28 protein-coding genes are annotated in these 26,143 nt (G+C 63.7%); 10 read left to right on the top strand and 18 right to left on the bottom strand.

What is annotated here, in order from left to right:
- The first annotated feature begins 1 nt into the window (after position 1).
- A complete protein-coding gene (locus ABXS05_RS06900; RefSeq protein ID WP_311941513.1) occupies positions 2–646 on the top strand; it encodes a TetR/AcrR family transcriptional regulator in 645 nt (214 codons plus the stop codon).
- Here ABXS05_RS06900 and ABXS05_RS06905 read toward each other — a convergent pair.
- Complete coding sequence (locus tag ABXS05_RS06905) at positions 643–1,077, bottom strand: SAM-dependent methyltransferase (RefSeq protein WP_311941510.1); 435 nt, start codon at positions 1,075–1,077, stop codon at positions 643–645. The two genes, ABXS05_RS06900 and ABXS05_RS06905, sit on opposite strands and share 4 nt — an antisense overlap.
- A gap of 7 nt (positions 1,078–1,084) precedes the next feature.
- On the bottom strand, positions 1,085–2,320 hold the full coding sequence (gene agp / locus ABXS05_RS06910) for a bifunctional glucose-1-phosphatase/inositol phosphatase (protein WP_311941507.1): 1,236 nt from the start codon (positions 2,318–2,320) through the stop codon (positions 1,085–1,087).
- Between the two features lie 198 nt (positions 2,321–2,518).
- On the opposite strand from agp, the gene ABXS05_RS06915 reads away from it, so the two are divergent.
- Positions 2,519–2,986 (top strand): hypothetical protein, encoded by a 468-nt coding sequence (locus ABXS05_RS06915; protein ID WP_367623363.1) that lies wholly within the window; start codon positions 2,519–2,521, stop codon positions 2,984–2,986.
- 50 nt (positions 2,987–3,036) lie between these two features.
- Here ABXS05_RS06915 and ABXS05_RS06920 read toward each other — a convergent pair whose 3' ends face one another.
- Complete coding sequence (locus ABXS05_RS06920) at positions 3,037–4,209, bottom strand: PcfJ domain-containing protein (protein ID WP_367623364.1); 1,173 nt, start codon at positions 4,207–4,209, stop codon at positions 3,037–3,039.
- Positions 4,210–4,505: 296 nt separating this feature from the next.
- Between ABXS05_RS06920 and ABXS05_RS06925 the strand changes: the two genes are divergently transcribed.
- Together ABXS05_RS06925 and ABXS05_RS06930 are read left to right on the top strand one after the other, a co-directional pair.
- Complete coding sequence (locus ABXS05_RS06925; RefSeq protein ID WP_311941498.1) at positions 4,506–5,006, top strand: hypothetical protein; 501 nt, start codon at positions 4,506–4,508, stop codon at positions 5,004–5,006.
- A gap of 175 nt (positions 5,007–5,181) precedes the next feature.
- A complete protein-coding gene (locus tag ABXS05_RS06930; RefSeq protein ID WP_311941495.1) occupies positions 5,182–5,601 on the top strand; it encodes a hypothetical protein in 420 nt (139 codons plus the stop codon).
- A gap of 39 nt (positions 5,602–5,640) precedes the next feature.
- Here ABXS05_RS06930 and ABXS05_RS06935 read toward each other — a convergent pair whose 3' ends face one another.
- From ABXS05_RS06935 to ugpB, 8 genes are all read right to left on the bottom strand, one after another.
- A complete protein-coding gene (locus ABXS05_RS06935; protein ID WP_367623365.1) occupies positions 5,641–6,591 on the bottom strand; it encodes a DUF6454 family protein in 951 nt (316 codons plus the stop codon).
- A gap of 75 nt (positions 6,592–6,666) precedes the next feature.
- Positions 6,667–7,281, bottom strand: coding sequence for a pyridoxamine 5'-phosphate oxidase family protein (locus tag ABXS05_RS06940; protein ID WP_311941489.1), 615 nt, complete (start codon positions 7,279–7,281; stop codon positions 6,667–6,669).
- Between the two features lie 48 nt (positions 7,282–7,329).
- The gene (locus tag ABXS05_RS06945; RefSeq protein ID WP_311941486.1) at positions 7,330–7,743 is read right to left on the bottom strand and encodes a VOC family protein; all 414 of its coding nucleotides are present in this window, start codon (positions 7,741–7,743) and stop codon (positions 7,330–7,332) included.
- Positions 7,744–7,872: 129 nt separating this feature from the next.
- Positions 7,873–8,283, bottom strand: coding sequence for a hypothetical protein (locus ABXS05_RS06950; RefSeq protein ID WP_311941483.1), 411 nt, complete (start codon positions 8,281–8,283; stop codon positions 7,873–7,875).
- Positions 8,284–8,362: 79 nt separating this feature from the next.
- Positions 8,363–9,418 carry a sn-glycerol-3-phosphate ABC transporter ATP-binding protein UgpC gene (gene ugpC, locus ABXS05_RS06955; RefSeq protein WP_367623366.1) on the bottom strand — a complete coding sequence of 352 codons (1,056 nt, stop codon included), beginning with the start codon at positions 9,416–9,418 and terminating at the stop codon, positions 8,363–8,365.
- Between the two features lie 7 nt (positions 9,419–9,425).
- Positions 9,426–10,274: a sn-glycerol-3-phosphate ABC transporter permease UgpE gene (gene ugpE / locus ABXS05_RS06960; RefSeq protein WP_311941476.1), complete on the bottom strand. Its 849-nt coding sequence runs from the start codon at positions 10,272–10,274 to the stop codon at positions 9,426–9,428.
- Positions 10,275–10,310: 36 nt separating this feature from the next.
- Positions 10,311–11,192 (bottom strand): sn-glycerol-3-phosphate ABC transporter permease UgpA, encoded by an 882-nt coding sequence (ugpA, locus tag ABXS05_RS06965; protein ID WP_068291323.1) that lies wholly within the window; start codon positions 11,190–11,192, stop codon positions 10,311–10,313.
- Between the two features lie 205 nt (positions 11,193–11,397).
- Positions 11,398–12,708, bottom strand: a complete 1,311-nt coding sequence (ugpB, locus tag ABXS05_RS06970; protein ID WP_311941468.1) for a sn-glycerol-3-phosphate ABC transporter substrate-binding protein UgpB — start codon at positions 12,706–12,708, stop codon at positions 11,398–11,400.
- 651 nt (positions 12,709–13,359) lie between these two features.
- On the opposite strand from ugpB, the gene ABXS05_RS06975 reads away from it, so the two are divergent.
- A complete protein-coding gene (locus ABXS05_RS06975) occupies positions 13,360–14,517 on the top strand; it encodes a diphosphate--fructose-6-phosphate 1-phosphotransferase (protein WP_311941466.1) in 1,158 nt (385 codons plus the stop codon).
- 20 nt (positions 14,518–14,537) lie between these two features.
- Here ABXS05_RS06975 and ABXS05_RS06980 read toward each other — a convergent pair whose 3' ends face one another.
- The gene (locus ABXS05_RS06980; protein ID WP_367623367.1) at positions 14,538–15,194 is read right to left on the bottom strand and encodes a DUF2161 domain-containing phosphodiesterase; all 657 of its coding nucleotides are present in this window, start codon (positions 15,192–15,194) and stop codon (positions 14,538–14,540) included.
- A 9-nt stretch (positions 15,195–15,203) separates the two neighbouring features.
- Positions 15,204–16,223 carry a ribonuclease T2 family protein gene (locus ABXS05_RS06985; protein ID WP_367623368.1) on the bottom strand — a complete coding sequence of 340 codons (1,020 nt, stop codon included), beginning with the start codon at positions 16,221–16,223 and terminating at the stop codon, positions 15,204–15,206.
- 417 nt (positions 16,224–16,640) lie between these two features.
- On the opposite strand from ABXS05_RS06985, the gene ABXS05_RS06990 reads away from it, so the two are divergent.
- From ABXS05_RS06990 to ABXS05_RS07000, 3 genes are all read left to right on the top strand, one after another.
- Positions 16,641–16,811 (top strand): hypothetical protein, encoded by a 171-nt coding sequence (locus tag ABXS05_RS06990; RefSeq protein WP_311941455.1) that lies wholly within the window; start codon positions 16,641–16,643, stop codon positions 16,809–16,811.
- 362 nt (positions 16,812–17,173) lie between these two features.
- Complete coding sequence (locus tag ABXS05_RS06995; protein ID WP_367623369.1) at positions 17,174–18,427, top strand: MFS transporter; 1,254 nt, start codon at positions 17,174–17,176, stop codon at positions 18,425–18,427.
- Between the two features lie 112 nt (positions 18,428–18,539).
- Positions 18,540–19,946, top strand: a complete 1,407-nt coding sequence (locus ABXS05_RS07000; RefSeq protein WP_367623370.1) for an MATE family efflux transporter — start codon at positions 18,540–18,542, stop codon at positions 19,944–19,946.
- A 31-nt stretch (positions 19,947–19,977) separates the two neighbouring features.
- On the opposite strand, the gene ABXS05_RS07005 is transcribed toward ABXS05_RS07000, so the two are convergent.
- A complete protein-coding gene (locus ABXS05_RS07005; protein ID WP_367623371.1) occupies positions 19,978–21,489 on the bottom strand; it encodes a caspase family protein in 1,512 nt (503 codons plus the stop codon).
- A 135-nt stretch (positions 21,490–21,624) separates the two neighbouring features.
- Here ABXS05_RS07005 and ilvA point away from each other — a divergent pair, with 135 nt between their 5' ends.
- Both ilvA and ABXS05_RS07015 read left to right on the top strand, forming a co-directional pair.
- Positions 21,625–23,139: a threonine ammonia-lyase, biosynthetic gene (gene ilvA / locus ABXS05_RS07010; protein ID WP_367623372.1), complete on the top strand. Its 1,515-nt coding sequence runs from the start codon at positions 21,625–21,627 to the stop codon at positions 23,137–23,139.
- A 241-nt stretch (positions 23,140–23,380) separates the two neighbouring features.
- Positions 23,381–23,560: a hypothetical protein gene (locus tag ABXS05_RS07015; protein WP_068284541.1), complete on the top strand. Its 180-nt coding sequence runs from the start codon at positions 23,381–23,383 to the stop codon at positions 23,558–23,560.
- A 114-nt stretch (positions 23,561–23,674) separates the two neighbouring features.
- Here ABXS05_RS07015 and ABXS05_RS07020 read toward each other — a convergent pair whose 3' ends face one another.
- The 4 genes from ABXS05_RS07020 to moaD all read right to left on the bottom strand — a co-directional run bounded on the left by ABXS05_RS07020 (position 23,675) and on the right by moaD (position 26,134).
- Complete coding sequence (locus tag ABXS05_RS07020) at positions 23,675–23,962, bottom strand: hypothetical protein (RefSeq protein ID WP_068284544.1); 288 nt, start codon at positions 23,960–23,962, stop codon at positions 23,675–23,677.
- Positions 23,963–24,164: 202 nt separating this feature from the next.
- Complete coding sequence (locus ABXS05_RS07025; protein WP_367623373.1) at positions 24,165–25,313, bottom strand: hypothetical protein; 1,149 nt, start codon at positions 25,311–25,313, stop codon at positions 24,165–24,167.
- A gap of 88 nt (positions 25,314–25,401) precedes the next feature.
- Positions 25,402–25,863, bottom strand: coding sequence for a molybdenum cofactor biosynthesis protein MoaE (locus tag ABXS05_RS07030; protein ID WP_367623374.1), 462 nt, complete (start codon positions 25,861–25,863; stop codon positions 25,402–25,404).
- A gap of 19 nt (positions 25,864–25,882) precedes the next feature.
- Positions 25,883–26,134: a molybdopterin converting factor subunit 1 gene (gene moaD, locus ABXS05_RS07035; protein WP_311942409.1), complete on the bottom strand. Its 252-nt coding sequence runs from the start codon at positions 26,132–26,134 to the stop codon at positions 25,883–25,885.
- Positions 26,135–26,143: the final 9 nt, after the last annotated feature.

Raw genomic sequence — 26,143 nt, forward strand, 5'->3', positions numbered from 1 at the left:
CATGGCGACCGGGACGAAGCGAAGTACGGCAGCAACCAGCAAGGGCGGCGAAACGCGCGGGCGCATCGTCACGCTCGCGCTCGGCCTGTTCAACGAGAACGGGCCCGATCGCGTCACCACGGCGCAGATCGCCGCCGCCGCCGGCATCAACGAAGGCAATCTCTATTACCATTTCCGCACCAAGGAAGCGCTGGTCGCGGCCGTGCTCGACCGTTTCGAGGCCGATGCCATGGCGTTGCTGGCGGAAGGAACCGCGGACGTGGCCGATCCGGCGGCGTCCTTCGGGTTGCTGGAGCGCTGGTTTGCCCTGATCTGGGACTATCGCTTCCTGCTGCGCGACATGATCGGCCTGCTGGCGCTCTCCCCGGAGCTGCGTCTGCGCGTGCGGGGTCTGAGCGCGCATCTGCGCGAGGCGGTCGAGGCGCTGGCCCAGCGCTTGCGCGAGCGGGACCTGCTGATCGTGCCCGACGAGCAGTTCCAGCCATTGCTCGCCAATCTATGGATCGTGGCGACGTACTGGGCTCTTTATCTCGACCTTCACGAGGGTATCGACGCCCTCACACCGGACCATCTGGCCTGGGGCCTCGGCCAGGTCCGCAGCCTGCTGCGCCCCTATCTCGCTGCCTCCCTCCAGGCCCTGATCTAGGCCGAATCGAGCCGAACTTCCCGCAGCGGATCGCCACCATCGATAAAAAGCCGGCCCTGTGGCGTCAGTGCAGCCGCGAGGCGCAACCGCACCTTCTCGCCGGCCGCCGGATGCCGCCCGTCGAGCGCACCGACGCGAATGGCCACGGCCAGGTCATAGGGAATCTCGCCCCGTTCCAGCACGAAGGCCTCGGCGGCGGCCTGCCGGAAGCTCAGCCATCCCGCTGCGATCTCGGCCTTGGAGCCCGCGACCGCCTGGGCGATCGCACGGGCCGAACGGTCGATTGCCAGGACATGGCCCCCGCCGATACGCGCCGCCATCGCCCGCGCCAACGCGCCCGGGCCACACCCGATCTCCAGCACCCGCAGGCCCGGGCGCAGCGGCAGGGCCTCGAGGATAGCGCGCAGCCGATCGGACAACTCGCCTGTCATTGCCGAGCTAGGGCATCGTCTTGGCGAAATCGCTCCAGGCACAGAAGCCATCCTTGTCGGCGGGACAGCCCTTGAGCTTCAGCGTCACCCGGCGCGGCGGGTTCTTCGGCGTGAGCTTGGTGCCTTGGCGCAATTGCTCCTTGGTCTGATAGACATAGTCGAGCCGGAACAGGTCGCGATTGCCCTTGGTGTCGCGCCAACGCTGGAACTGGATGACGCCGCCGATAGGCGTCTTCTCGTCCTGCCCCGACAGCGCATAGGGCTCGGCCTCGAGCGCAGCGAGGACGGAAGCGACATTGGAATCATGGCCGAACAGCATCGTCACCGGCACAGCCTTGCCGGCCTCCGGCTTCACCAGGGCACCGGCGATATAGGCCAGCATCGGCCCGGCAACGTCACGGGCCACGGCGGGCGAGGTGAACAGGGCTTCCTGGTAGCCGTTCTTGATGGCGGCGAGCGAACGCCACTGCCCTTCGTTGCGGATCTTGCCCCAGGCGACGTCACCGGGTGGAAAGCCCTCGTAATATTGCAGGGTGAAGGCGTCGACCACGGCATTGCCGAGCTTGAGCGGCCCCTTGGTGCCCGGCTCCTCGCCAGCCTTGGCGGTGAAGCTGTCCTCGCCCTTGGTCAGATCACACAGCTTGTCCTGCGTGCAGCTTTGCGAGGCCTTGAAACCGAGAATGCCGTCGAGCAGCCGATAGCCCGATGCCAGCGGCGTGGCTTTGGCCTTCTCGGCCATCGCCGCGACTGCCTGATCCCTGAAGCCATCCTGGTTGTCGCGGATAGCGGGATTAAAGGTGGGATCCATCGAGCCCATCTTGTCCTGGTGGTGCACGGCAACATCGCAGCCGGCAAAGGCGCCGGCGACGAAGAACTGCGCCGTCGCCACCGTGCGCTGCAGGCTGTTGGCATAGATGTGCACGCTGCCGGATGCCGGGCAGGCATCCTTGGGGACCAGGCCGTTCTCCGCCAGCCAGCCGCCGATCGAGCGGCCCATATAGGTTTCGAGAATGCCGCCCTTGACCGTGAGATTGCCGCCCGGCACCTCCCATTCCGGCCATTTCTTCTCGGTGACCTTGGCGAGCGCACTGCCGCTATTGGCCAGCGGGGCGCGCAGATTGTGCCTGCTGAGCATCAGCACCTGCTCGAGCTTGTAGCCTTCTGGCACAGATCCAGCCGACGCCTGCGTCGCCGGAAAGGCGCAGGCTGCCGCGGCCAGCAATACGGCATATCGTGCGATCATAGCGATTCCTCCCCCTTGCCTGCCCCAATCAGTGGCACAGGCGGAGGATGTTGTCGCCCCCGGTTGTGCGCTGATCACACATCGCTGCGATGCTGGCGGAACGACACGCCGTACGAAACCCTGTAACAACGGGGATAGGGATTGCCTGCACGCACGATAGGATGGCGTGACGACATCAGTCCTCGGAATGTTTGGACCATGATCACCACCCGCAGAACCGCAATGGCCCTGCTGCTGACGGGAGCGATGGCCGCAGTCAACCTCCCGGCGCTCGCCGCGATCCCCGACATGTCCCCGGCCACCCTCACCGCCGAGGCGGATCTCATTCTCACCGGCCGCCTGGTGGCCGTCACGACCACCAGGAAGGTGCCGGAATGGGTGAAGAGGCGCGATGACATTTCCTTCTTCGAACGAGGCGCGTTCGTCGACGAGGTCTTCACCCTGGCGATCGAGGTCGGCACGGTCGAGAAGGGGTCGCGCGGGCTTGCCGGCAAGAACATCGCGACGCATGGCTGGCGCGCCCATGGGCGCCCACCGGGCTGGGCCGGCCCGGGCGGCACCATCCGCGACCTGCCGGCCGAGGGCACACGGATCAAGGTCTGGCTGCGTCGCGAGCAGGATGGCTGGGATTTGATATCGCCTTCCGGCCTGGTACCCGCGCCATGATCGGATGGGCAGGCGGCACCACCTGCCGGTTCGCCGTCAGGTGGTGCCGTTCAGCGCAGGATCACTCCGCGTGCCTTCGCCCAACGCTTCAGCATCGCCTCCTCCTCCGGCCTGGCGAGCCGGTTGGCAAGGCCTCGGATCTGGACGGCGACATGCTGACGGTCGAGTTCGATCGTCAGCAGGCGCTCCACCGCTCCGGCTGCCCGGCGGCGCAGCGACCAGATCGAGGCTTTGCCGGTGAGGCACTTATAGGCATAGCCCGAGACGCAATGATGCATGGCGCGGCTCTCGGCGATGAGATCGGCACCGGTCTTGAGCTGCACCACCAGGATTTCCTCGCGGCGATGCCGCGCCTCCTTGGCCGAAGGCTGCCATGACCAATCGGCCAGGGCCGCGCCCGGCCAGCGCCCGCCATCCGAGGGCTTGCCACCGGTGGCCGGTCGCCTTGCCTGCGCGCCGGCATGGCGCTGTGCCATTCGCCGGATCTGGTCCAGCTGGGCCAGCTCGCGGTGCCAATCCCGCATCTGCCGCTGCAGTGAAGCCGGCGTGCGCCCCTTCAGGCTGTAGCGACGATCCGCCCGGAAGCGGGCCGAGAGGAAATCGCAGAGATCGTCGATCGCCTCCAGCGGCAGCGGATGCAGGCAGAAGAAACGCGCCGCCTCGCGCCAGAAGGCATGCGCCTTCGGCGTGCGCGGGGTTGCCGCGATCTTCGAACGGGCGATGCGCAGCGCCACACCGAGATCGTCGGTGTAGGAACGGGCGATCGCCTGCCAGAGCGCCGCCTCGAAGGAGAGCGCCACAGGCGGATTGAGAAAGGCATGCACCTCCTTGCGGGAGAGCAAGTCCCTCGCGCACTCCTTGTAGAGTGAGCCGCCCTGGGCGGCCACGAGATACCAGCGCTTGCGCTCCCTCGCCTCAGACGCCTCCAGGCCTGCGGGACCGGACCAGATCTCCTCGAGCGGAGCGGGCACCGGATAGCGGGCGAAGAGATAGCGCGCCGCCGCGACCTTCAGGCGGGCGGGATCGCGCGTCTTCAGCTGCGGACGCCATTCACCGGGATCACGCAGCACGAAGCTGGACAAGCCGACCCGTACCGCCGCGATGGCATCACTCAGGGGAGAAGGAGACTGCGCCCGCCGCGCGCAGGCGCGCAGCGTGGCCTCATAGGCCTCGATACGTTCGCGCTCGGCGTCCTGCCGGCGCTGAATCATGGAACGTGCCATGGTCGTTCAACCTGATGGAACTATGGACAGCCGGACGCAATGCAGGCGCCGGCACGAAACATGACGTTCCCTGTTGCGATCTCATGGCTGTTCTCCCTCGGGTCGAACGGTTGCGGGGCGCGCTCTCTAATCCCGACATGCTTCCGGCGCAAGAGTCGGCGTCGAAAGCGCGACACTTCCGGTCGCTCTGTGGCATTTCTGCATCAAAGGCCATCGTCGATTGTTCCGGCTCGCTTCCCAAACCAGACGCTGGCGCCTATACACGGCGGGCCCAAGGCCCAGGCAAGGAGCCCCCGATGACCCCTTCCCGTTTCGAGCCTCGCGCGCGGCGCGGTGCCGCCATGTTCGCAGCAAGCCTGGTGCTGGGCTTTACAGCAGGTCCGTCCGCCTTGCCGCCGGCCAGGGCCGGCGACGTCACCGACAAGGCCGTGATGCTGTTTCGCGACGCCTGCCTTGCTACCGCACCCGCCTTCGACAAGGCGATGGCAGCGGCAAAGAAGCACGGCATCAAGCCGCAGATGGATCTCGGAGCCAGTCTGGTCGGCATGGCGCCGGACGGCAGCTACTCCCTGCAGGTGCGCGGCAAGAAGGAATGCGCCGTCACGGCCGAGAAAAGTGCCGGCCCGGCCGTGGCCGAACAATTCCGCAGCGTGGTCGGTGCAGCCGCGGGCGTGCCGGCCGCCAGCCTGGAGAGCGAAGGCCCGATCCAGATCACGATGCGGGGCCAGGCCTATGTGGTCCGCCACGATCGCAAGGGCGGCGAGGCCTATGTCATCATGAGCACGGCGGGTCTGTAGGGAGACCGAGGCACCCTTGGCTCGAAGGCACTGCGCGAACAATCCTGACGGTTTTACGGTCGATCGACCACGTACTGTCGGCAAACTTCGCAGCCGAGGTCCCGGTACAATCGACGGCATGGATAACCTAACGTCACCATGCTATCGAAAGGATCCTTGCCGGAATTGTCTCACCATGCAGCGGGATCCCATGATCAAATACGGTATCGCGGCCTTGCTTGTGTTCGGCGCAACCGTCGCCAACGCCCAGACCTGTTCCTCCAACTTCACCATTTCGGGAGGGCTGGCCCCGGCGATTTCGACATGGGATGTCTTTCCTGGCTTGAGCCCTGCCAAGGCGATCGACAATCTGACGCGAACCGCCCATCTCAACAGCTACTGGGTCGGTATCAAGGTGAACCGCCGTCTCGGCCTTCTGACGGCTCTCAACGACGGAGCGCGGAACGGGCGCGTCCAGGAAGTCAAGATGGTCGCCCGCAAGCACGGCAACGCCACGCGCGTCGACTACACCATGATCCTGAACCCGGGCCAGATACCGGGCCCTGATTTCCGCTCCGATGTCTGCCGGATCATCCGCTCCGCGGCCGGAGGCTGAACGCCGGGCCCTTCGCCAACCGCAAAGGTCTCTTCGACATCAAGGCGTCTGCGCCTCGTAGACGAACAGGGTCGACTTGTCGTCATCGGGCATGAAATAGGCCCGCAACCCGCCGGCCCTGGCTTCGATGAACGCCGGATTCTGGGTCATCGGCAGGCCGGAGGGTGCCCACAGTTCGACGGGGACCTGCCAGACCGGCCTGTTGTCCTTGAGATCGACCAGTTCGAGGCCGCCCAGGCGGAAAGGCGCGGCGTCCGGCGTCACCTTGTAGGCATTCAGGCCGGAACAGAGCATGCGCGAACCGCCGGCATAGTGGCAGTCCTGATAGTCGATATACTGCGCCGGGTTCATCACACGCAGCGCCTCCGGCGCTGCATCGGCATTGCTGATCTTGCCGTCCGCCCCGAGTGGCCAAGCATAGAAGCGGCGCGATCCCCAGCTCACACCATGCAGCGAATTACGCTCGGTGTCGTGAACGATGCCGCCGACATGGTCCTTGAAGCGGAACACCTCCACCGCCTTCATGGTGGCCGGGTCGACCTTGTAGATGATCGACTGGCTGTTCGGCCGATATTCGGCCACCGGCACCCAGATGAACGTGCCGTCGAAGTCGATGCCGCCGGGGTGGTAGATGCTGCCCTCACCCAGCTTGAGGTCAGCCAGCAGCTTGCCGTCCTTGGAAATGCGGAAGAGATGGCCTTCGCCCTCGCCGGTATTGCGATCGTAGCCCTCGCGCGGCGCCGGATATTTAGTGGTCGGCTTGAGGATGTTCACCGAGGACACGAAGAAATCCTCGCCGATCTTGACCATGCCCTGCGGATGGAAGGTCGGGAAGGCGATGGGAATGGCCGCAACCTGCTTCCAGGCGGTCCCGCGCGTGAGCGTGGTCACGCGGTCGGCGACCGAGGCTTCCTCGGCCCTCGCCGTGCCGACCGTACCCGGCAGCATCGCGAGAGCGGCAAGCAGAACGGCAATCCTGATTCTGACCATCACATCATCCTCCACGGGCGGTGCCTTACGACATGCTTCTAACGGCGATATGACCGTTCAGACAGGCCGATGGTTTCAATAGATCGTCTGGCGCAGGCGTTCCGGATAGGCCTTGTCATAGGCTTCGCCATCGAAATCGCCCTTGGTAATCGTGCTCAGGATCTGGCCCATGGTGGGCAATTCCGTCCGCGAAATCTGGGTCGAGGGATCCCAGAGCTTGGAGCGCACCAGCGCCTTCTGGCACTGAGTGTAGACCTCTTCCACCGTGACGATGATAACGGTGCGGGGCGCCTTACCCTGCATGGTGAAGCTCGCGCACAGTTCCGCATCGGTCGAGATCACGGCACGGCCGACTACGCGCAGCGTCTCGCCGATGCCGGGAATCATAAAGAGAAGATGGACGCGCGGGTCCTCGACGATGTTTCGCAGCGAATCCAGCCGGTTGTTGCCGCGCCTGTCGGGAATGATCAGGGTCTTGCGATCGGCGACACGCACGAAGCCGGCCGGGTCGCCACGCGGCGAACAATCGACGCCAGATCGCCCCACCGAGGCAAGTATCATGAAAGGCGAGGCCTGGATGAAGCCGTGATACTGATCGGACACGTGGTCGAGCACCTTGATGCGGGCGGCAGGCTGCACCGGCTCACTATAGAGTGTCTCGAGTTCGGCGATGGTGGTGATCAACGACATCGGAAACTTCCGTCCTTTCGGGCCCGGCACACGCCACGGCCCTCTGCATCAATAGGTCCGCCACAGGCCTGGCGTGGCAAGTTCCAGCATATGGCCGTCGGGATCGCGGAAATAGATGCTGTCTCCGCCCGCCGGCCAATGGGTACGCCCTTCCACCACGACCTCATGCGCCACCAGCCGCGCCTCCCACTCCGCCAGCTCAGCGGCACCAATGGCAAAGGCGACATGGATGCGCCCCGCCGCGTCATGGCCCGGAATGGTGCCGACCGGCGATGTCATGTCATGATCGGAGGCGCCCTTCTTGAAGACGAGCAGGACGCTGGCACCGCCCACATCATAGGCGTAGAGCCGCTCCATCTTCAGCAAGGAAGGAAGTTGCAGCACCGTCTCGTAGAAATGCGCAGCGCGATCGAGATCGTCGACATAGATGGCGGTTTCGAGAATGCGGTCGAGCTTGGGCATGCGACTCTCCTGCGTCAGCCGAGGAGGGTCAGCGCCTCCATTCCTCATTCGCATCGTCGGCTCGACGGTCAGACAACCAAGAGGGCCCATGATCTGTCAACCTCATGGTCGTGTCGGATCAGGGCATCATCATTTGACCGTGATCTCGATCTCCATTTCGTTGGGTACAAATCGCACATTGTCAGTATGTGAGGGGGCCATCCAGGTCACAGTGATATGGTCGACGCCAGTATAGTTGGCCGCGGATCTGTAGACGATGACCGGTGCCTTCGTGGCGGTGCCCGCACACACGCCTGTGTTCTGGCCTAGCTTGGTCGCCACGGTTATGAGTTGCGCGGCACCATGAGCCGGCCCCGATGCGATACGGATATCTCTGACGGGATAAACTTCGCATGTACCAGCACCGTATATGCCAATGGCCAATACGGGATAGGGCTTGCCTCGAGGCACGGTTACTTGCTTAGGTCCTGCATAGGCGAAAGAAGGTGCTATAGCGACGCCTGCAGCGATCGCCAATATCAGCTTATTTACTTTCTTCATCTGAAAAACTTTATGATCGAAAGATTACACGACAATCGATGCCAACACTGCATCGACTACCTTTCAATCAATACGCGATTCAATCCGAGATTCTCAATCGAGTTTCATTATCAAAAAGATGAATCATGTTCGTGTCGACAGCAAACTGCATGTCGTCGGCGACGGCATGTTCCATGCCGAGCGCCACGACGATTGGCTGCCCGTCGATATCGCCATGGACAAGGCGATGCGCGCCGAGCTCCTCGACATAGCGTAGCTTCACGGCCAGGCTGCCCGGCGTCGGGGCTGAGACCGGCTGCAGATCCTCGGCGCGCAGGCCGACCAGGACCTCGCCCGGAACTTTTCCCGGCAGGGTCAGGCGCGTCTGCCCGAGAATGAGCGTATTGCCCTCCCCCCGCGCTTTCAGGATGTTCATGGCGGGCGAGCCGATGAACGCCGCCACGAAGGTGGAGGCGGGCTTGCGGTAGATCTCGAGTGGAGCACCGATCTGCTCGATTTCACCGCCATTCAGCACCACCAGCACGTCGGCCAGGGTCATCGCCTCGAGCTGGTCGTGGGTGACATAGATCGAAGTGGTGCCCAGGCGCTGCTGCAATTGCTTGATCTCGCCGCGCATCTGCACGCGCAGCTTGGCGTCGAGATTGGAGAGCGGCTCGTCGAACAGGAAGGCGGCCGGCTGACGCACGATGGCCCGGCCCATCGCCACGCGCTGGCGCTGGCCGCCGGAGAGCTGGCGTGGCTTGCGCTTGAGCATGTCGTCGCTGAGCTCGAGGATGCGGGCCGCTTCCTTCACCCGCTGGCCGATCTCGCCCTCGGCGGTTTTGCGGTTGCGCAGGCCATAGGCCATGTTGTCGTAAACCGACATATGCGGATAGAGCGCGTAATTCTGGAACACCATGGCGATATCCCGGTCCATCGGCTCGATCTCGTTGACGCGGCGCTCGCCGATGTGGACATCGCCCGAGGAGATGCGCTCCAGCCCGGCCACCATGCGCAGCAAGGTCGACTTGCCGCAGCCGGAGGGCCCGACCAGCACGCAAAAGCCGCCATCCGGCACGGTGAAGCTCACGCCCTTCACCGCCTCGTAGCCGTTGTCGTAGATCTTCTTGACGTTGTTCAGAACGACTTGAGCCATCGGTTACTCACTTCTCGGTCTCGACCAGGCCCTTGACGAAGAGCTTCTGCATGACGACGACCACCACCACCGGCGGCAGCATGGCCAGGATCGCGGTCGCCATGGCGATCTGCCATTCGGTCAGGGCGTCCTGGGTGGTGATCATCTTGCGGATGCCGATGACGATGGTCTGCATCGAATCCTGGGTGGTGATCAGCAAGGGCCACAAATACTGGTTCCAGCCATAGATGAACTGGATCACGAACATCGCCGCGATCGAGGTGATGGAGAGCGGCAGCACGGTATCCTTGAAGAATTTCAGCGGGCCGGCGCCGTCGATCTTGGAAGCTTCCAGCAATTCGTCCGGAATGGTCATGAAGAACTGGCGGAACAGCAAGGTCGCCGTCGCCGAAGCGATCAAGGGCAGGGTCAGGCCGGCATAGGTATCGAGCAGATGCAGGTCGGAAACGATCTTGTAGGTGGGATAGATGCGCACTTCCACCGGCAGCATCAGGGTGATGAAGATCAGCCAGAAGGCGAACATGCGGAAGCGGAAACGGAAATAGACGATGGCGAAGGCCGAGATCAGCGAGATCACGATCTTACCCACCGCGATCGCCACCGCCATGATCAGGCTGGTGGTCAGCATGGTGAGCACCGGTTCGCGCGTAGCCCCCTCCGTGCCGTGAAACAGGGTCTGGGTGTAGTTCTTGATCAGGTCGGGGCCCGGCAGCACGCCGATCTGACCGTTGATGATGGTGGTGGCATCATGGGTAGAGGCCACGAAGGCCAGCCACACCGGGAAGGCCAGGACCAGTACGCCCAGGATCAGAATGGCGTGGGGCAGAAGGTTACCGAAACGGCGGTTCTCAACCATGAGCCGTTCCTCTCGATAGCAACGAGAAACAGATCATCAATAAGTCACTTTCTTCTCGATGAAACGGAACTGCAGGGTGGTCATGGCGATCACCATGATCAGCAGGATCACCGACTGCGCCGCCGAGCCGCCAAGATCGCCGCCGCTCTGGCCGTCATTATAGACCTTGAACACCATGGTGATGGTCTCCCCGGCCGGACCGCCATGCGTCACCGCATCGATGATGCCGAACGTGTCGAAGAAGACGTAGACGATGTTGATGACGAGTAGGAAGAAGGTCGTGGGCGACAGCATCGGCAGGATGATGGTCCAGAAGCGCCGCGCCGGCCGGGCGCCGTCGATGGCCGCCGCCTCGATCAGCGATTTGGGAATCGATTGCAGCCCCGCCAGGAAGAACAGGAAGTTGTAGGAGATCTGCTTCCAGGTTGCCGCCAGCACCACCAGGATCATGGCGTGATTGCCGTTGAGCAGGGGATCCCAGGGCAGGCCGAGCTGCTTGAGGCCACGCGCCACCAGGCCGAGCGAGGGCTGGAACATGAAGAGCCAGAGCACGCCAGCCACCGCCGGCGCCACCGCATAGGGCCATACCAGCATGGTGCGATAGAAGGAGGCGCCCTTGATCTTCTTGTCCGCCTGCACGGCCAGGATCAAGGCCAGCCCGAGCGACAGCACCGAGACCAGGCCGGCGAATACCAGGGTGACGCCGACGGCCTTGTAATATTCCGGTTGCTGGAACAGGAGCTGGTAATTCTCGAACCCGACGAATTCGGAGGTGGTGCCGAAACTATCCTCGATGAAGAAGGATTGCCGGATCGCCTGCAGCACCGGCCAATAGAAGAAGATCAGCGTGATCGCCAATTGCGGCGCCAGCAGCAGCCAAGGCAGGGTCTTGCCGGAGAAGACGGAGCGTTTTTCCATGGTCGATCCTAATGGCCGCATCGCTATTGCCGAAAACCGGCAACCCCTTTCGGCGCGATGCTTTAACGCTCTCGACCTTTGTCATTCCGGGCTTGACCCGGCAATCCAGCACCCAGCCCAGACAGTGACGGTGCCGGACAGGGTGCCCGGGCCAAGCCCGGGCATGACGAAGGTCAGCGTCTTTTCGCTAAGGCTTACGGGCCTGTTATCGCCCCGCGGTGCGGGCGAAGGTCTTCAGGATCGCATCGCCCCGGCGGACGGCATCGTCCATCGCGGCCTGCGCGGTTTTCTTGCCGGCCAGGGCCTGCTCGATCTCCTCGGCCCAGACATCGCGGATCTGGGCGAGGTTGCCCAGACGCAGCCCGCGGGAATTTTCCGTCGGTGCCTTGTTGGTCAGCTCCAGCACGGCGACTTCGCTGTTGGGATCCTTGGCATAGAAGCCCTGTTTCTTGGAGAGCTCGTAGGCAGCCGGGGTGATCGGCAGATAGCCGGTCTCCTGGGCCCACCAGGCCTGCACGTCGGGCTTCGACAGATAGGTCAGGAACTTGGCGATGCCCTTATAGGATTCGTCCGACTTGCCGCCCATCACCCACAGCGAAGCGCCGCCGATGATCGAGTTCTGCGGCGCGCCCTGCACATCGGGATAATAGGGCATCGGCGCCACCGAATATTTGAACTTGGCGTTGGCCTTGACGTTGCCCAGGAAGGCCGAGGAGGTCAGGAACAGCGGGCATTCGCCCGAGGTGAAGCGCCCCTCGCCCTGATTGGTGCGGCCGGAATAGTCGAAGGTCTTGTCCTTCTGGGCCTCGACCAGGTTTTCCAGATGCTTCACCACCACCGGATTGTTGAACTTCAATTCGGTATCGAAGCCATCCAAGCCGTTGGCCTTGGTCGACAGCGGCACGTTGTGCCAGGCCGACAGCTCCTCGATATTGGCCCAGGTGGTCCAGGCCGTGGAAATGCCGCAGGTGGCGTAACCGGCTGCCTTCAGCTTCTTGGCCGCCTCGAAAGCCTCCGGCCAGGTCTTGGGTGCCGCCGTCAGATTGGCCTTCTTCAGCGCATCCTCGTTGACCCACATCACCATGGTCGAGGAGTTGAAGGGAAAGGACAGCATCTCGCCCTTGGCATTGGAATAATAACCGGTGACGGCAGGCAGGTAGGACTTTTGGTCGAAGGGCTCGCCCGCATCCTTCATCAGCTGGTAGACGGGCTTGATCGCGCCCTTGGCCGCCATCATGGTGGCGGTACCGACTTCGAAGACCTGCAGGATATCGGGCGCATTGCCGGCCCGGAACGCGGCAATGCCGGCATTCATCGTATCGGGATAGGAACCCTTGTAGGCGGGAACGATCCGATAGTCGCTCTGGCTGGCATTGAAATCATTGGCCAGCTTGACGATGCGGTCGTTGTTGGCCCCCGTCATCGCATGCCACCACTGGATGTCGGTGGCCGCGACGGCCCCGGTGGATACACTGGCCAGAAGAACCACGGCCGAAGCCAGAACGCTCAACTTCATCACATACTCCCTCAGGATGCGCCGCTTCTTAAAAGGACGGCGTCGTTTAAGACTTCACTGGTTGCGCCTCAATGACGAAGAAATGAAGCAAATATGACAGGTAATATGGTTGCAGGGTTTACCCTCGGCTTCTCCCTGCGTTCGCTTCGGTGCATTGCCCCAATTCCGACGTAGCGAAACCACCATTGATTTCTTTCAATCCCGAGGGCGAGATTAATAGATCATTTTTTTTATTTATAGAAAATTCATTCCATTGCGGGGCTGTATTGTCAAGGCCTGAATCCCATCGAACTGACAGCGGATGGAGCGCTTCCCACCGCAAAATCCATTCGCGGTTTCGATGCCGTGCGCAACGCCGCCAACCCATTGGCATATCGGCGACATCAAGGCATCTGCGCGGCCGGTCGGAGCGCCCCATGGCAAGCCGAAAGAGAGTCGAAACACGAAAGCCGGCATGCCGCCGCCATCGCGTAAGGCATGTCGGCATGCCGATGGGAAGGCCGACGTCCTGATCGCCTTGCCCCCGAATGAAGCATCGCCGCCTTCGTTTGCAATGGCGGCTGTACTTCACGCTCCTTCACCCAAGTCGCTCGTTGCCGACCGGCGCTTTCGAGGCTAAGCAACTGGAAACCAGATTGCCAGGGAGGCTCCATGTCGTCGATTGTCATCGCTCAAGGAGGCGGCCCGACCGCCGTGATCAATCAGACACTCTGCGGCGCCATCGTTGCCGCCCGCCGGCACGACCCGTCACTGCGCATCCTCGGCGCCCGCCACGGCGTCCGGGGGCTGACGCGCGGCGATCTCGTCGACCTCACCGCGCTTTCGGAAAGCGATCTTGAGCGCCTGGCCCGCACCCCGAATTCGGGCCTCGGCTCGACGCGGGACAAGCCCGATCCAGCCTATTGCCAGACCATCCTGCAGGCGCTGGAAAAGCTCGATGCCCGCGGCTTCATCTACATCGGTGGCAATGACACGGCCGGCACGCTCGATCTCCTGCGCCAGCAGTCGACCGGTTCCTGCAGCTTCGTGCACGCCCCCAAGACGATCGACAACGACCTGATGGAGAACGACCATGTGCCGGGCTTCATCTCGGCGGCCGCTTTCGTCGCCAATGCCTTCGTCAGCATGGATCTCGATTTCCGGGCGATGCCGGGCATTTATGTCGCCATCGTCATGGGCCGGCATGCGGGCTTCCTCAGCGCCGCGGCTGCCGGCTGGCAGCAGGCGCCGGAGGACGCGCCCCATCTGATCTACACGCCCGAAAAGCCCTTCTCGGTCGAGCAGTTCCTCGATGACGTCGACATGGTCTACACCCGTATCGGCCGCTGCATCGTCTCGATGTCGGAAGGCGTCCAGGACGAGGCTGGCCGTCCCCTCGCCGAGGCACTCGCCGCTGGCACGGTCGAGCGTGACGCCCATGGCAATGTGCAGCTCACCGGCGGCGATCTCGGCATCGAGATCCAGAAGGCCTTGAAGCAGCGCTTCCCCAAGGCGCGCGCCCGTGTCGACACGCTGGGCTATCTGCCGCGGGGCTATATCGGCATCATCGACGAGACCGATGCCAAGGAAGCCTTCGAGGCCGGTGCCTTCGCGGCCCAGAGCGCCTTTACCGGCTCGGGCTCGGTGGTGCTGCACCATGACGGCAAGCATACCTCGCCGCGCATTGTCGCCCTCGACCAGGTCGCCGGGCGCACCCGTCACATGCCCGACAGCTTCTTCACAGGCGCCAACGCCGTCTCGGAAGAAGGCCGGGCCTATTTCCGCCGCCTGCTGCCGCCACGCCCCGACATTTTCACGCCCTTCGTGTAAGGGGCCCGCCCCTCATTTCGTCATGGGCAAGTCTGCGGCCAACGCTCCAGGGCTTCACGGCCTGCGGATGTCAGGCCGTAGATGCCTTTCTCGACCCGCTCGAACCAGCCATAGACATTGCCCTGCAGGATCTTCGGGGCGTCGGGCACGGTCTTGGCGAGGTCCCGCCGGCGCTGCGGCGCCAACACCAGTGCGGCGGCACAGGCCAGCGCCTGCTGGCGATAGGCCGTCATCTGCGGCGCACGGGTCGAGCCGCCGACGACAGGATCGCCCTGGCGCTTGCGGTGCTCTCTCAACAGGCGGGAACGGCGCTTGGGATCACGGCGCGGGAACGGCGCCTCAGGCGTGATGATGATCTGCACCTCCCCGCTATCGGACACGCCCAGCAATCCAAAGCCGAGACGGCGGCAGAGATTGCGGAAACGCGCATCGCTCTCGCGCCCCTTGCCGCGTAGGGAGAGACGGGCCGCAAGCCAGATCTCGTCGCAGGCTCCGGCCCTGTCGACGCCTTGCAGCACCAGTTCCAGGTTGAAGCTCTGCTTGAGCTCGCAGATCACCGCCACCGGCGGCTCGCCTTCGCGCAGGGCCAGGACATCACAGCCGCCGATCTCGCCTTTCACCGCAAAATCAAGCGACTCCAGGAAGGCCTTGACCGGTAGATAGAGTTCCGTCTCCAAGGCCGGCCCTCACTGCAGTCCGACCGGATCGACGATACCGGCCTTGCAGCCCTGATCCGTCGGCGAGGCGCCGGCGATCAGGTCGGCCAGCTTGGCACCGTCCTTGACCTCGCCGCGCAAGCCGATTGTCATTTCCACGATGATGCTGCGGCTGCCGTCACGCTTGCAGGCAAAGCGCACCCGCTCGCCGGCCCCCGCACCGAAACCCTGGTCGAAGGCGCTGCGAATCTGGCTGGTGTCGATTTCCTTGCCGACATTGTCGGCGAACAACTTCTGGACGGGCGAGGCGTTGATCTCGCCGATCAGAGCCACCGAGCGGCGGAAATAGGCATCGGCCGATTTCTCGAAGAAGCAGGTGCCATGCTCGATCCATTCGTGTCGATCGAGGAAGGAGGCGGTGCCGGGCATGGCCTTCTCCAGGGCCGTACGCGTCGCCGGCTCGAGCTGGGGCTCGGGCAGGTCCTCCCAGCGATGGGCCTTGTCAGCCTCGATATCGCGCCGCGCCACGCCGCAATAGGCATTGCCGCGCGGCTGCGGCCAGAGCCCATGCAGCGTGAAATGGCTGGCGTCATAGCGATCGGCGGTTTGCGTACGGCACTCTGTCTTGTCGGGCAGCCCCTCGCAAAAGGCGGCCTGCCAGCTGATGGCGAAGACATAGGAAGCCCCACCCGTCGAAATTGCCGCATCAGATCTGGCCGGGCCAGGCTTGCCCGCACCCGGCGTGGCGGGTGTGCCATTATCGCCCGCCTTGACCTCACCGCAGGAGACGGGCACCCAGCGCTGCGCCGGCTGGGCATCTTCGACCTGGACGCGATAGAAGGTCGGATCGGGCTTGTTGCCGGCAAGCAGCCGATAATCCTGCCCGGGCGTCAATTTGACATCGCCGGGATTGGTCTGCTTGCGGATCGACTGGAGAGCCGGGCAGGCCTCCCGCGCCGTGAAGACTCCCTTCATCGACTCTTCGGCCCTGGCCGACATGAAAGGAACCAAAGTCGAAACGGCCAAGGCCGCCAGCCAGCTCTTGCGCATGCAATTCTCCCGGTCCACCTGAGCAAGGCACGTTTTGGCGAAAACGCGGCCTTGCCCGAACTCGTTGGTTCGACGCGTGTTTGCGGTTCGAGGCGTTTCATTCAACCCACAAACGCTTTTGCGTCGGGCCATGTCGATCCCGATCCTTCTCATCGAGGAAGGAATAAAGCACAGGGCTGAACAGAAACCTACCTGGCCATGTTGCATTGCAGCATAAGCTGGCCGACCTCCGTACCGGCAAGCCATCCGAGCTTTGGGCATCCCGCCCCGGGCACATCCGCCGGTAACTTCCTCTAAACCATGCAAAAATAGCATGCCGGGCATACGACTTTGCGCGTGCGATTCTGCACAAATTTTGCCGCGATTTGCCTATATATGCAGCGCAGTAAACGTAGCGCTTTTTCTGGAACCACTCCCGTGACGACCGTCGCTCTCATCAACGCCCTCTCCGCCCGCCTCGTAGCCTATCGCAACCGCCGTCGCCTCGCGACCGTGCGCCGCGAACTGAGCTATCGCGACATGCTGGATCTGGGCATGTATCGCGGCCATATCGACCGCGTCGCCAGCGCCGAGAACGAGCCGATCTGAGCTCCTCTCCAGCTTCGGGCCTGCCATGCCCGCCCGATAGTCCGATCGCGATCCTGGCCAGCCCGGATCGCGATTTTGTTTTCCGACCCTTGCCGTCCCGACCTGCTTTTCATCGCGTCAGCGTGATGAATATCATCACGAAGATTTATTGATGACGACGCGTCTCGATATTCCCCGATTGGCGACATTCGGCTAAAACGGTTTAGCGGGCGGCTCCCGCATCTCTTCCCATCACCCGCATAGCCCAGCGGAACCAGGCCCGATCGGCCTTGGCGTGCGCCAAGATGCCGATTTTTCGTGCCGCAACAAAGGGATAGTCCGCGTTCGCACCCCGCGTGCCGCCGCGGGTCTAGCAGTGACGTATGGACGCCAAAGCAGCCACCCTGCCCTCCTCAGGTGCATTCAGCCCCGAGCGCACGGCCTATTCGATCCTGATGGCGATCAGCGTCTCGCATTGCCTCAACGACACCATCCAGTCGTTGATCCCCTCGATCTATCCGATGCTGCGTGACAATTACGCCCTCAGCTACACCCAGATCGGCCTGATCACGCTGGCCTTCCAGCTGACGGCATCGCTGCTGCAGCCTTTCGTCGGCCTCTATACCGACCGCCGCCCCCTGCCCTATTCGCTCACCGTCGGCATGGGCCTCAGCCTTATCGGCCTGGTGCTGCTCGCCTATGCCCAAAATTACGCCACAGTTCTGATCGCCGCCATGCTGGTCGGCACCGGCTCCTCGGTCTTCCATCCCGAATCGTCACGCGTCGCGCGCATGGCTTCCGGCGGCAAGACCGGCTTGGCCCAATCAGTCTTCCAGGTCGGCGGCAATCTCGGCACCTCGATCGGGCCGTTGCTCGCCGCCTTCATCGTCCTGCCCTATGGCCAGCATTCGATCGCCATCTTCTCGGTGATCGCCTTGCTCGCCATGTTCATCCTGTGGAACGTTGGCAACTGGTATGCCGCCTATCGCCGTCATACGGCCGGCATCAAGACCAGGACCGTGTGTGCGGTGGCCTCGTTGTCGCGCGGCCGCGTCATCGCCTCGCTGGCGGTGCTGCTGGCGTTGGTCTTCTCCAAATTCTTCTACATGGCCTCGTTGTCGAGCTACTACACCCTCTATCTCGAGGACCGTTTCGGCCTGTCGCCCGAAGCCGTGCAGATGCAGCTCTTCATCTTCCTGTTCGCCGCGGCCGCCGGTACGCTGCTCGGTGGACCGATCGGCGACCGCATCGGGCGCAAATATGTGATCTGGGTCTCGATCCTGGGCGTGCTGCCCTTCAGCCTGGCCCTGCCCTATGCCAATCTGACCTGGACCCCGGTCCTGGCGGTGATCATCGGCTTCATTCTGTCCTCCGCCTTCTCCGCCATCGTGGTGTTCGCGCAGGAGCTGGTGCCGGGCAAGACCGGCATGATCGCAGGGCTCTTCTTCGGCCTCGCCTTCGGTATGGGCGGGGTGGGTGCGGCCGCCCTCGGCGTTCTCGCCGACAAGACCAGCATCGAGTTCGTCTACAAGGTTTGCTCCTTCCTGCCGATGATCGGGCTGCTGACGATCTTCCTGCCCAATATCGAACGCCCAAAGCCGCAGCCCGTCGAAGCGGTGAAGGAAGTGTTCAAGTAGAAAGGCGGCAGCCCGCCTTTCCATCCCAACGTTTCTGAGGCCGAACGGGGGCTGCACACCAATGAGGGCGCGGCCCCCGCTCCAATTTCAAATAACCAATGGAAACGACCAAATGGCTACGGTATTTCCGCCGGCAGGCTCGCAAAAGAGCCTCGGTGGTCACCAGAGCTGGAGCCGGGAAGCACTCGAAACCCTAATCCTGGCCTGGCCCCTCATTCTGACCAATCTGGTCGAGCTGGCGCTGACCACCACCAATCTCATCCTCGTCGGTGAATTGGGGTCGCAGGCGATCGCCGCCGTGACTCTGGCCAACAACCTGTTCTTTTTCTTTGCTATCATCGGATTGGGCGTGGTGACGGCGGTGGCACCGATGGTGGCCAGCGCCTTGGGTGCCGGTGACGGCAGCGGCCGCGATATCCGCCGGACCGTGCAGCAGGGATTGTGGACATCGCTGATCGTCTCGATCCCGGGCCTCGCCTGCCTGATGAACGGCGAATGGATCATGCTGCAACTCGGGCAGAATCCCGAGATCGCCAGGCATGCCTCGCAATATCTCGGCGGTCTTGCCTGGTCGCTGCCGGCCTTTGTCGGCTACATCGCCCTGCGTTCGGCAGCGGCCGCTATGGGACAGCCCCGCGCGGCCATGTGGAGCGCGCTTGCCGGCATTATCATCAACGCCGTGCTGGCCTGGGGCCTCACCTTCGGCCATCTCGGCCTGCCCGCCCTCGGCGTGTCGGGCCCGGGCATCGCGACCACGATCGCGACCTGGATCTTCTTCCTGCTGCTTGCCGCTTTCCTGGCCTTCAGCCGGCCGTTCCGACACTATCAACTGTTCCAGAACCTGTGGCGCCCCGATTGGGAACGGCTCTGGCAGATCTTCCGGCTGGGTGTGCCCATCGCCGTGACGCTCGCCTTCGAGGTCACCGTCTTCAACGCCGCAGCCTTCCTGATGGGACGCATCGGCGAGACGGACCTCGCAGCACATGGCATCGCCATCCAGATCGCCTCGATCAGCTTCATGGTGCCGCTCGGCCTCGGTCAGGCGGCGACCGTGAGGGTCGGCCTCGCCTATGGCGCCGGCGACCGGCATGCCATCAGCCGCTCCGGCTGGACGGCCTATGCCCTCGGTGTCGGCTTCATGTGCGCGGCAGCGGCCTTCATGCTGATCGCACCGCATCTGCTGATCGGCCGGTTCATCGATCTTGCGGATCCGGTCAACGCCGATGTGGTGGCCAGAGCCAGCCTGTTCCTGATCTTCGCCGGCCTGTTCCAGATCACCGACGGGGCCCAGGTCGTGGCTGCCGGCATGCTGCGCGGCCTGCACGACACGGTGATCCCGATGCTGTTCGCCGCCATCGGCTACTGGGTGGCGGGGCTGCCGCTCGGCATCCTGCTCGGCTTCCATTTCGGCTGGGGCGGTGCCGGTATCTGGGCCGGCCTGGTGAGCGGGCTGACGGCAGTCGCCGTGCTGATGACGCTGCGCTGGCTGCGGCGGGATCGCCTCAAGCCGGCGATGTGATCCGCCGCCATTCCGGTGTGGCCAAAGCGGCCTATTGCAGGGACTGGAAGTAGCTCAGTCTCTGCCGATAGGCGGCTTCGATGCAGCTGGCGGTTGCCCCACAGCGGTCGCGATTGGTGCGCCAGGCCGTCTGGCTGGCCGACAGGGCGACCTGGTCGGCTTTCGCCAGATTCCTGAACCGGGCCTTGAACACGCTGTCGAGAGCAAGGTCGAGCCGCGCCAGCGTATCGCTCTGGCAGATGGCGCGCTCGCTCGGATTGAGGCGTCCGCCGCAGGGGAAGCTGGGCGACGTGGAGGGCGTGCCGGCCGCCTTGTCGACCAGGCTCTTCAGGAAGGCGAGACGCTGCCGATAGCTCACACCGATGCAGGCGGCATCCGCGCCGCACTCGTCGCGTTGGGCACGCCAGGCCGTCTGGTTCGCCTTCAGCTTGGCCTGCAAGTCCTTCGGCAGGGCGGCGTTGATCACGCCATAGGCGGATGACAGCGTCTGATCGAGGGTGGCGAGGTCGCCATCCTGGCAGATGGCGTTTTCGGTGGGGTTCAGGCGGCCATTGCAGGGAAAGCTCGGCGACACGGACGCGGGCACGGTCCTGTCTGGCGCTGCAAAGTCGAGGGCTGCGCTCTGCTGCGGCGGGGAGCTTGCCTGGTTGTCGCCCTCCGTCGTCACGGCGGGTGCGAGATCGGCCCCGGTCTGTGCCGGCTGATTGACCGGCGTCGTGCTGGTGGCGCCGACTCCTTTGACCGGCTGCACATTCTCCGCCTTTCCGGCCATGGCGAAAGAACCGATGATGGCCTCGTTCACCCAGGGGGTCTGGCCACCCTGGGTCGACTGGTCGACATCGGCCCTGACCTGGCCGAACATCTGGCGGATGTCGAGGCCGGGCGTCTCCATATGGGCGAGCAGCGCCGTGGTGAAGGGCGAGTTGCGCCCGCTGCCATCCTGCGCCACCGAACCCGGCGCCGTGGAGAAGGCGATCAGCGTGCCCTTGGCCGAGGAGGCGTCCAGATCGATGCGGGCCAGCCCGCGCGTCCCCGCCCCCCGCGTCAGCTGGCGCGTCAGGGGATTGTCCCGGCACGAATCCAGGATCACGATCTTCACCTTCGGCGCCGCGCTGTCGACCAGTTCCAGCAGCTTGTCCAACGACAGGGTCTGGGTGTCCAGATCGAGCTCGTCCGAGATCTTGGCCGAGACAGGCACCAGGTAGTTGCGCCCCTTCACCTGCACGCCATGGCCCGAATAGAACACCACCACGCTGTCGGCATGGTCGGCATCGCGCAGGAACGCCCTCAGCCCGTCATTCATCGCCGCCAGGTCGCCGTCCTTGACCAGGGTCACCGCATAGCCGATCCGCCCCAGCGCCGCCGCCATGTCGTTGGCGTCATTGGCCGGGTTCACCAAAGGCGTCACCGAGCGATAGGCGCTGTTGCCGATCACCAGCGCTGCCTTCTGGGCTGCGCCGGCCGGCAACGCGCCTGCCAGAACGACAGCGGCAAGGAAGAACAGACGGATCAGGCAGGCCATGATGAGGTCTCTGGAAGGCAAGGGCGCGACATTATCTCCGCCAGCGCGCGCAAATCAAACGTGACAGCGCCATGCGAACGCCTCAAAGATGGAAGCCGACAGGCTTTTCTACATGGGAGCGCTCAACAGCTCCCCTTTTCGACAGTCAGGTGCGTTGTGATCGAATATGTCCGCCGAATCCTCGATGCCCGTGTCTATGACGTGGCCCAGAGAACGCCCCTGGACCCGATGGTGCGGCTCAGCCAGCGCCTGAATGCGGAAGTCCTGCTCAAGCGCGAGGATCTCCAGCCGATCTTCTCCTTCAAGATCCGTGGCGCCTATAACCGCATCGCCCGCCTGTCGCAGGAGGCCAAGGCCGCCGGCGTGATCTGCGCTTCGGCCGGCAACCACGCCCAGGGCGTCGCCCTTTCGGCAACGAAACTCGGCATCGCCGCCACCATCGTCATGCCGATCACCACCCCGCGCATCAAGGTCGACGCCGTGCGCTATTGGGGCGGCAAGGTCGTGCTCAAGGGCGACGTCTTCGACGAAGCCTACGCCCATGCCAGGGAACTCGAACGCGAGCACGGCCTCACCTTCGTGCACCCCTATGACGATGGTGACGTCATCGCCGGCCAGGGCACCGTGGGCGTCGAGATCCTGCACCAGCATCCCGACCCGATCGAGGCGGTTTTCGTGCCGATCGGCGGCGGCGGCCTGGCCGCCGGCATCGCCTCCTACGTCAAGTTCCTGCGTCCGGAGACGAAGGTGATCGGTGTCGAGCCCGTCGACGCCGCCTCGATGAAGGCGGCCATCGAGGCCGGCGAGCGGGTGGTGCTTGATCGTGTCGGCCTGTTCGCCGACGGTGTCGCGGTACGCCAGGCAGGTGAAGAGACCTTCCGGATCTGCCGGGAACTGCTGGACGACGTCCTGGTCGCCGACACCGACGCCATGTGCGCCGCAATCAAGGACATTTTCGAGGACATGCGGGTGCTGTCCGAACCGGCCGGCGCCCTGTCGTTGGCAGGCCTGAAGGCCTATGCCCAGGCAAATCCTGAGAGAAGCGGCGCGCTGATCGCCGTCAACAGCGGCGCCAACCTCAATTTCGACCGCCTGCGACATGTCGCCGAACGCGCCGAGGTGGGCGAGGCTCGCGAGATCCTACTCGCCGTCACCATCCCAGAGGAGACGGGCAGCTATCGCCGCTTCATCGACGTGCTGGGCAACCGCATCGTCACCGAGTTCAACTATCGCTATGCCGGCGGCAGCCAGGCCCATGTCTTCGTCGGCCTGAAGCTGGCCGATGCCAAGCGCCAGAAGAGCGAGATCGTCGGTCAGCTCGAGCGGCTCGGCTATGGCGTCGTCGACATCAGCGCCGACGAGACCGCCAAGCTGCATGTGCGCTACATGGTGGGAGGACGGGCGCCCGGTCTGACGGACGAATTGGTGCTGCGCTTCGAGTTTCCCGAACGTCCCGGCGCCCTGCTCCGCTTTCTCGACGGTGTCGGCTTCGACTGGAACATCACCCTGTTCCACTACCGCAATCACGGCGCCGATTATGGCCGCGTGCTGGTTGGAATCCAGGTTCCCGAGGCTGATCGGCCGCGCCTTTTCGAACGTTTGGGAGAGCTCGGCTACCCCTATGAGGACGAGAGCGCCAACGACGCCTATCGCCTCTTCCTGCGCGGCTGAACGGCCTGCTGCCAGGCACGCACCACCCTTCACGAAAAATTAAGCAATAACAAATGGTTAAGGCTCCTGGCGGAGCCTGCCACCGCTATGCTCCACACCCATAGCAGCAATGCCGAATAACATGCCCACGGCGTGCTTTTCGACACTACATAAACACCGAAAAGTCGCAATAAGTCTTACAAGTAGAGACGAGGCGTTAACTGCGCCGCGTTACAATGAAAGGTGAGTTGGAGTCAGTACGATGCGTTTGGCGGGATTGTTTGCAGCGAAGGACGGATTTGAAGAAGGCGACATAGCTGGAGTGACGATCGATGTCGTCACCGGCCTGCTTGCCGGTCTCGCCCTGATCATCGGTGTCTGGCTGCTCGGCAGCGCACTGAACGCGGATGCCAGCCATATCGCCTCGGCGCTGGCCCGCTGAGAACGCATCGATCATCACGGATGACGTGAAGCAGTCCGGTCCCCCGCCGTGGGAAACCAGACCGCTTCATCATGCTCACGATGACGCAGCTGTCGTACCACCCGGTCGCAGCGACTATTTGCTCATCGAATTCTTGATCATGCCGACGATGACCTGAAGGATCGCGCCACCGGCACCGCCACCGATGACGTTGGTGACGATCGAGCCGATGTCGAAATTCCCCGACTGCATGGAGGCCGCCACGGACGGCCAAACGGCGGTGATGATCTGGCCGAGCACGCCGCCGCCGACCAGACCGGCGATGATGTTGCCGATATTGCCCATGTCGAATTGCGGCAGAGCCTTGCCGGAGCCGGCGCCGCCGAGCGCGCCCGCTACCAGGTTGATAAGAATCTGTTCCATTGTCGACTTCCACTTTCAGTGGCGGCTGGTTGCTGGAAAGATGACCGCCTGCGACAATTTGTACAGATTCTGGTTTCGTTTCAATTAATCCGCGAATCGAGCAACGCTTCAGGAGGCCTTACACAAAGTAAAATCTGTGTATTTCGCTTCTGCAGCGCTTCGCCGTCTCGGTGGAGAGCTCGCTGCATTGTTTCCTGCGAGTCTATCCGCCCTGAAGTGCCTTGAAATCACGCTGCCAGATCGCGCCGGTGATATAGCGTAGAATGGAATTGCCGCGTTCGGCATCGGGCGCTCCCATCAGCGAGAGCAAGGCCACACAGGCCTCCTTTCCCTGATGCACCGTCACCGCGGGTTCCCGGCCGGTCCGCTGGGCGCCGGTCTGGCCATCCCGGCCGGCGGCATTCTTCCACTTGTCGGCAAAGATCCTCGCCCCCTCCCTGGCGGTGTCGCAATCGCCATAGGGCAGCGCGATCACCACGCCACTGCCTGCCGGCTCCTTCGTCTCGACATCGGCGATCACCACACCGAGGGACACGGGCGTGGGCGGCCTCTTCGCCCGCTCAGCCATCTTGTCCGCCAGCGCTTTCTTGTCGACCGTGGGTGAGGTCGCCATCATGTCCAGCACATCGTCCCCCTGCATCCAGATCGCCGGGGTGAGCACGATCGCCTGCAGAATCGAGCCCTGGACGGCCACCTTCTCGATGGCATCGATGGCCGCTTCGACGGGTGCCAGGCCGGCGAGGCTGGTCTTGGCCGAAACGCCTCCCGCCTCGGCAGCAGCCGCTGGATCGGGGGACTGCGCCACTCCATCGGCGAAAGGTGCCAGCATGGAGGCCCTGCCCAACGGACCGAGGAAGGGATTTGTGATGCTGCGTTTGGCGAAATCGAGCTTCATCGGCTCGCCATTGCGCCATACGCCGTTGGCATGGCTGAAGCCGCGCTTGCCAAGCCCTTCTACGAAAGATGCGGATATGGCGGGCTCCGTGAAGCGCCAGAGGACGACAGCCCGCGGCGGCGTGCCATAGTCGGTGAGGCTGGCAATCTCGCTGCGTTTCAGGCCGGTGTCATCGCGCCAGGACTCGTCCGTGCTGATGAATAGAGCTTTCAGCGTATCGCTGTCGCCTAAGCCCACCCGCCGCCTCATCGCGGAGACATCCCCGGCATAGAGCCGGCGCAATTCCGACAGGCCGACAAAGCTGGCGGCAATGCCGTTGCGATCCATTGCGACCTTGGCGGGAACGTGCGACAGCGCGCGCCGCAGTTCCGAATCGGCCGAGGCCTCTCCCGCGACGCCGCATAGCAAGGTCGCCACCGCTGCGGCACCTGCGAGCCTTCTCAATCCGTCCGGCATGAAAATCCCTCCTGTCCATCGCAACGGCGGCAATGGCACGCCGGCGGGGCCAAGTCTGTCGCCGTGGGAACGCGTCAGGGGAACTGCATCAGGATTTCTTCGTCGTCCAACGCGCCGCGGCGGCATCGTCCTCGTCCCTGGCGGCGACCCAGCCCGTGCCGGAGGCGCGTTCCTCCTTCTTCCAGAAGGGGGCACGGGTCTTGAGATAATCCATCAGGAAGGACGCGGCCTCGAAGGCGGCCTGGCGATGCATCGAGGCCGTCACTACCAAGACGATATTGTCGCCCGGGACGAGACGGCCATGGCGATGGATGATGGAGACCCCTTGCAAAGGCCAGCGCCCGCGTGCTTCCGCCTCGATGCGCTCGAGCTCGGCCTGGGCCATTTCGGGATAATGATCGAGCGTCATTGCGCTGATGCGGTCGTCGTCGGGCCCGGCCCGGCAGATGCCGATGAAATTGACCACGGCACCGATATCGGTCCGCCCGCCAGTCAAGGCGGCAATCTCGGCCGAAACGTCGAAATCCTCACGTTGCAGGCGAACGCTCACCGTATCCGCTCCCGCCGCCTCAGCCGCCCGTCATGGGCGGGAAGAAGGCGACCTCACCCGCACCGGCAATCGGAGCGGCCGGCTTGACATGGCGCCGATCGATCGCCGCCCGCACGATCTTGCGGTTCTCGAAGGCATGGGCATGGGCCTCGCTGCGCTCGGACAGAAACTGCATCAGATCCTCGACCGTCCTGACCTCGGCCGGCAGATCGACTTCCTCTTCCGGCACGCCGATGCGCTCGCGCAGCCAGGCGAAATAGATCAGCTTCATCGCGCGTCC

This window comes from Labrys neptuniae, assembly GCF_040797145.1.
Classification (GTDB): domain Bacteria; phylum Pseudomonadota; class Alphaproteobacteria; order Rhizobiales; family Labraceae; genus Labrys; species Labrys neptuniae.

Bases quoted from the DNA above. Each gene is read 5' to 3' on its own strand.
- ABXS05_RS07015 (WP_068284541.1), top strand. From the start codon at position 23,381: ATGCGTTTGGCGGGATTGTTTGCAGCGAAGGACGGATTTGAAGAAGGC.
- ABXS05_RS06900 (WP_311941513.1), top strand. From the start codon at position 2: ATGGCGACCGGGACGAAGCGAAGTACGGCAGCAACCAGCAAGGGCGGC.
- ABXS05_RS06945 (WP_311941486.1), bottom strand. From the start codon at position 7,743: ATGCCCAAGCTCGACCGCATTCTCGAAACCGCCATCTATGTCGACGAT.
- ABXS05_RS07020 (WP_068284544.1), bottom strand. From the start codon at position 23,962: ATGGAACAGATTCTTATCAACCTGGTAGCGGGCGCGCTCGGCGGCGCC.
- ABXS05_RS06935 (WP_367623365.1), bottom strand. From the start codon at position 6,591: ATGGTCAGAATCAGGATTGCCGTTCTGCTTGCCGCTCTCGCGATGCTG.
- ugpB (WP_311941468.1), bottom strand. From the start codon at position 12,708: ATGAAGTTGAGCGTTCTGGCTTCGGCCGTGGTTCTTCTGGCCAGTGTA.
- moaD (WP_311942409.1), bottom strand. From the start codon at position 26,134: ATGAAGCTGATCTATTTCGCCTGGCTGCGCGAGCGCATCGGCGTGCCG.
- ABXS05_RS06930 (WP_311941495.1), top strand. From the start codon at position 5,182: ATGCAGCGGGATCCCATGATCAAATACGGTATCGCGGCCTTGCTTGTG.
- ABXS05_RS06940 (WP_311941489.1), bottom strand. From the start codon at position 7,281: ATGTCGTTGATCACCACCATCGCCGAACTCGAGACACTCTATAGTGAG.
- ABXS05_RS06950 (WP_311941483.1), bottom strand. From the start codon at position 8,283: ATGAAGAAAGTAAATAAGCTGATATTGGCGATCGCTGCAGGCGTCGCT.
- ABXS05_RS06985 (WP_367623368.1), bottom strand. From the start codon at position 16,223: ATGCGCAAGAGCTGGCTGGCGGCCTTGGCCGTTTCGACTTTGGTTCCT.
- ABXS05_RS06905 (WP_311941510.1), bottom strand. From the start codon at position 1,077: ATGACAGGCGAGTTGTCCGATCGGCTGCGCGCTATCCTCGAGGCCCTG.
- ABXS05_RS06975 (WP_311941466.1), top strand. From the start codon at position 13,360: ATGTCGTCGATTGTCATCGCTCAAGGAGGCGGCCCGACCGCCGTGATC.
- ugpC (WP_367623366.1), bottom strand. From the start codon at position 9,418: ATGGCTCAAGTCGTTCTGAACAACGTCAAGAAGATCTACGACAACGGC.
- ABXS05_RS06915 (WP_367623363.1), top strand. From the start codon at position 2,519: ATGATCACCACCCGCAGAACCGCAATGGCCCTGCTGCTGACGGGAGCG.
- ABXS05_RS06925 (WP_311941498.1), top strand. From the start codon at position 4,506: ATGACCCCTTCCCGTTTCGAGCCTCGCGCGCGGCGCGGTGCCGCCATG.
- ABXS05_RS07025 (WP_367623373.1), bottom strand. From the start codon at position 25,313: ATGCCGGACGGATTGAGAAGGCTCGCAGGTGCCGCAGCGGTGGCGACC.
- ugpE (WP_311941476.1), bottom strand. From the start codon at position 10,274: ATGGTTGAGAACCGCCGTTTCGGTAACCTTCTGCCCCACGCCATTCTG.
- agp (WP_311941507.1), bottom strand. From the start codon at position 2,320: ATGATCGCACGATATGCCGTATTGCTGGCCGCGGCAGCCTGCGCCTTT.
- ABXS05_RS06920 (WP_367623364.1), bottom strand. From the start codon at position 4,209: ATGGCACGTTCCATGATTCAGCGCCGGCAGGACGCCGAGCGCGAACGT.
- ABXS05_RS06995 (WP_367623369.1), top strand. From the start codon at position 17,174: ATGGACGCCAAAGCAGCCACCCTGCCCTCCTCAGGTGCATTCAGCCCC.
- ugpA (WP_068291323.1), bottom strand. From the start codon at position 11,192: ATGGAAAAACGCTCCGTCTTCTCCGGCAAGACCCTGCCTTGGCTGCTG.
- ABXS05_RS07000 (WP_367623370.1), top strand. From the start codon at position 18,540: ATGGCTACGGTATTTCCGCCGGCAGGCTCGCAAAAGAGCCTCGGTGGT.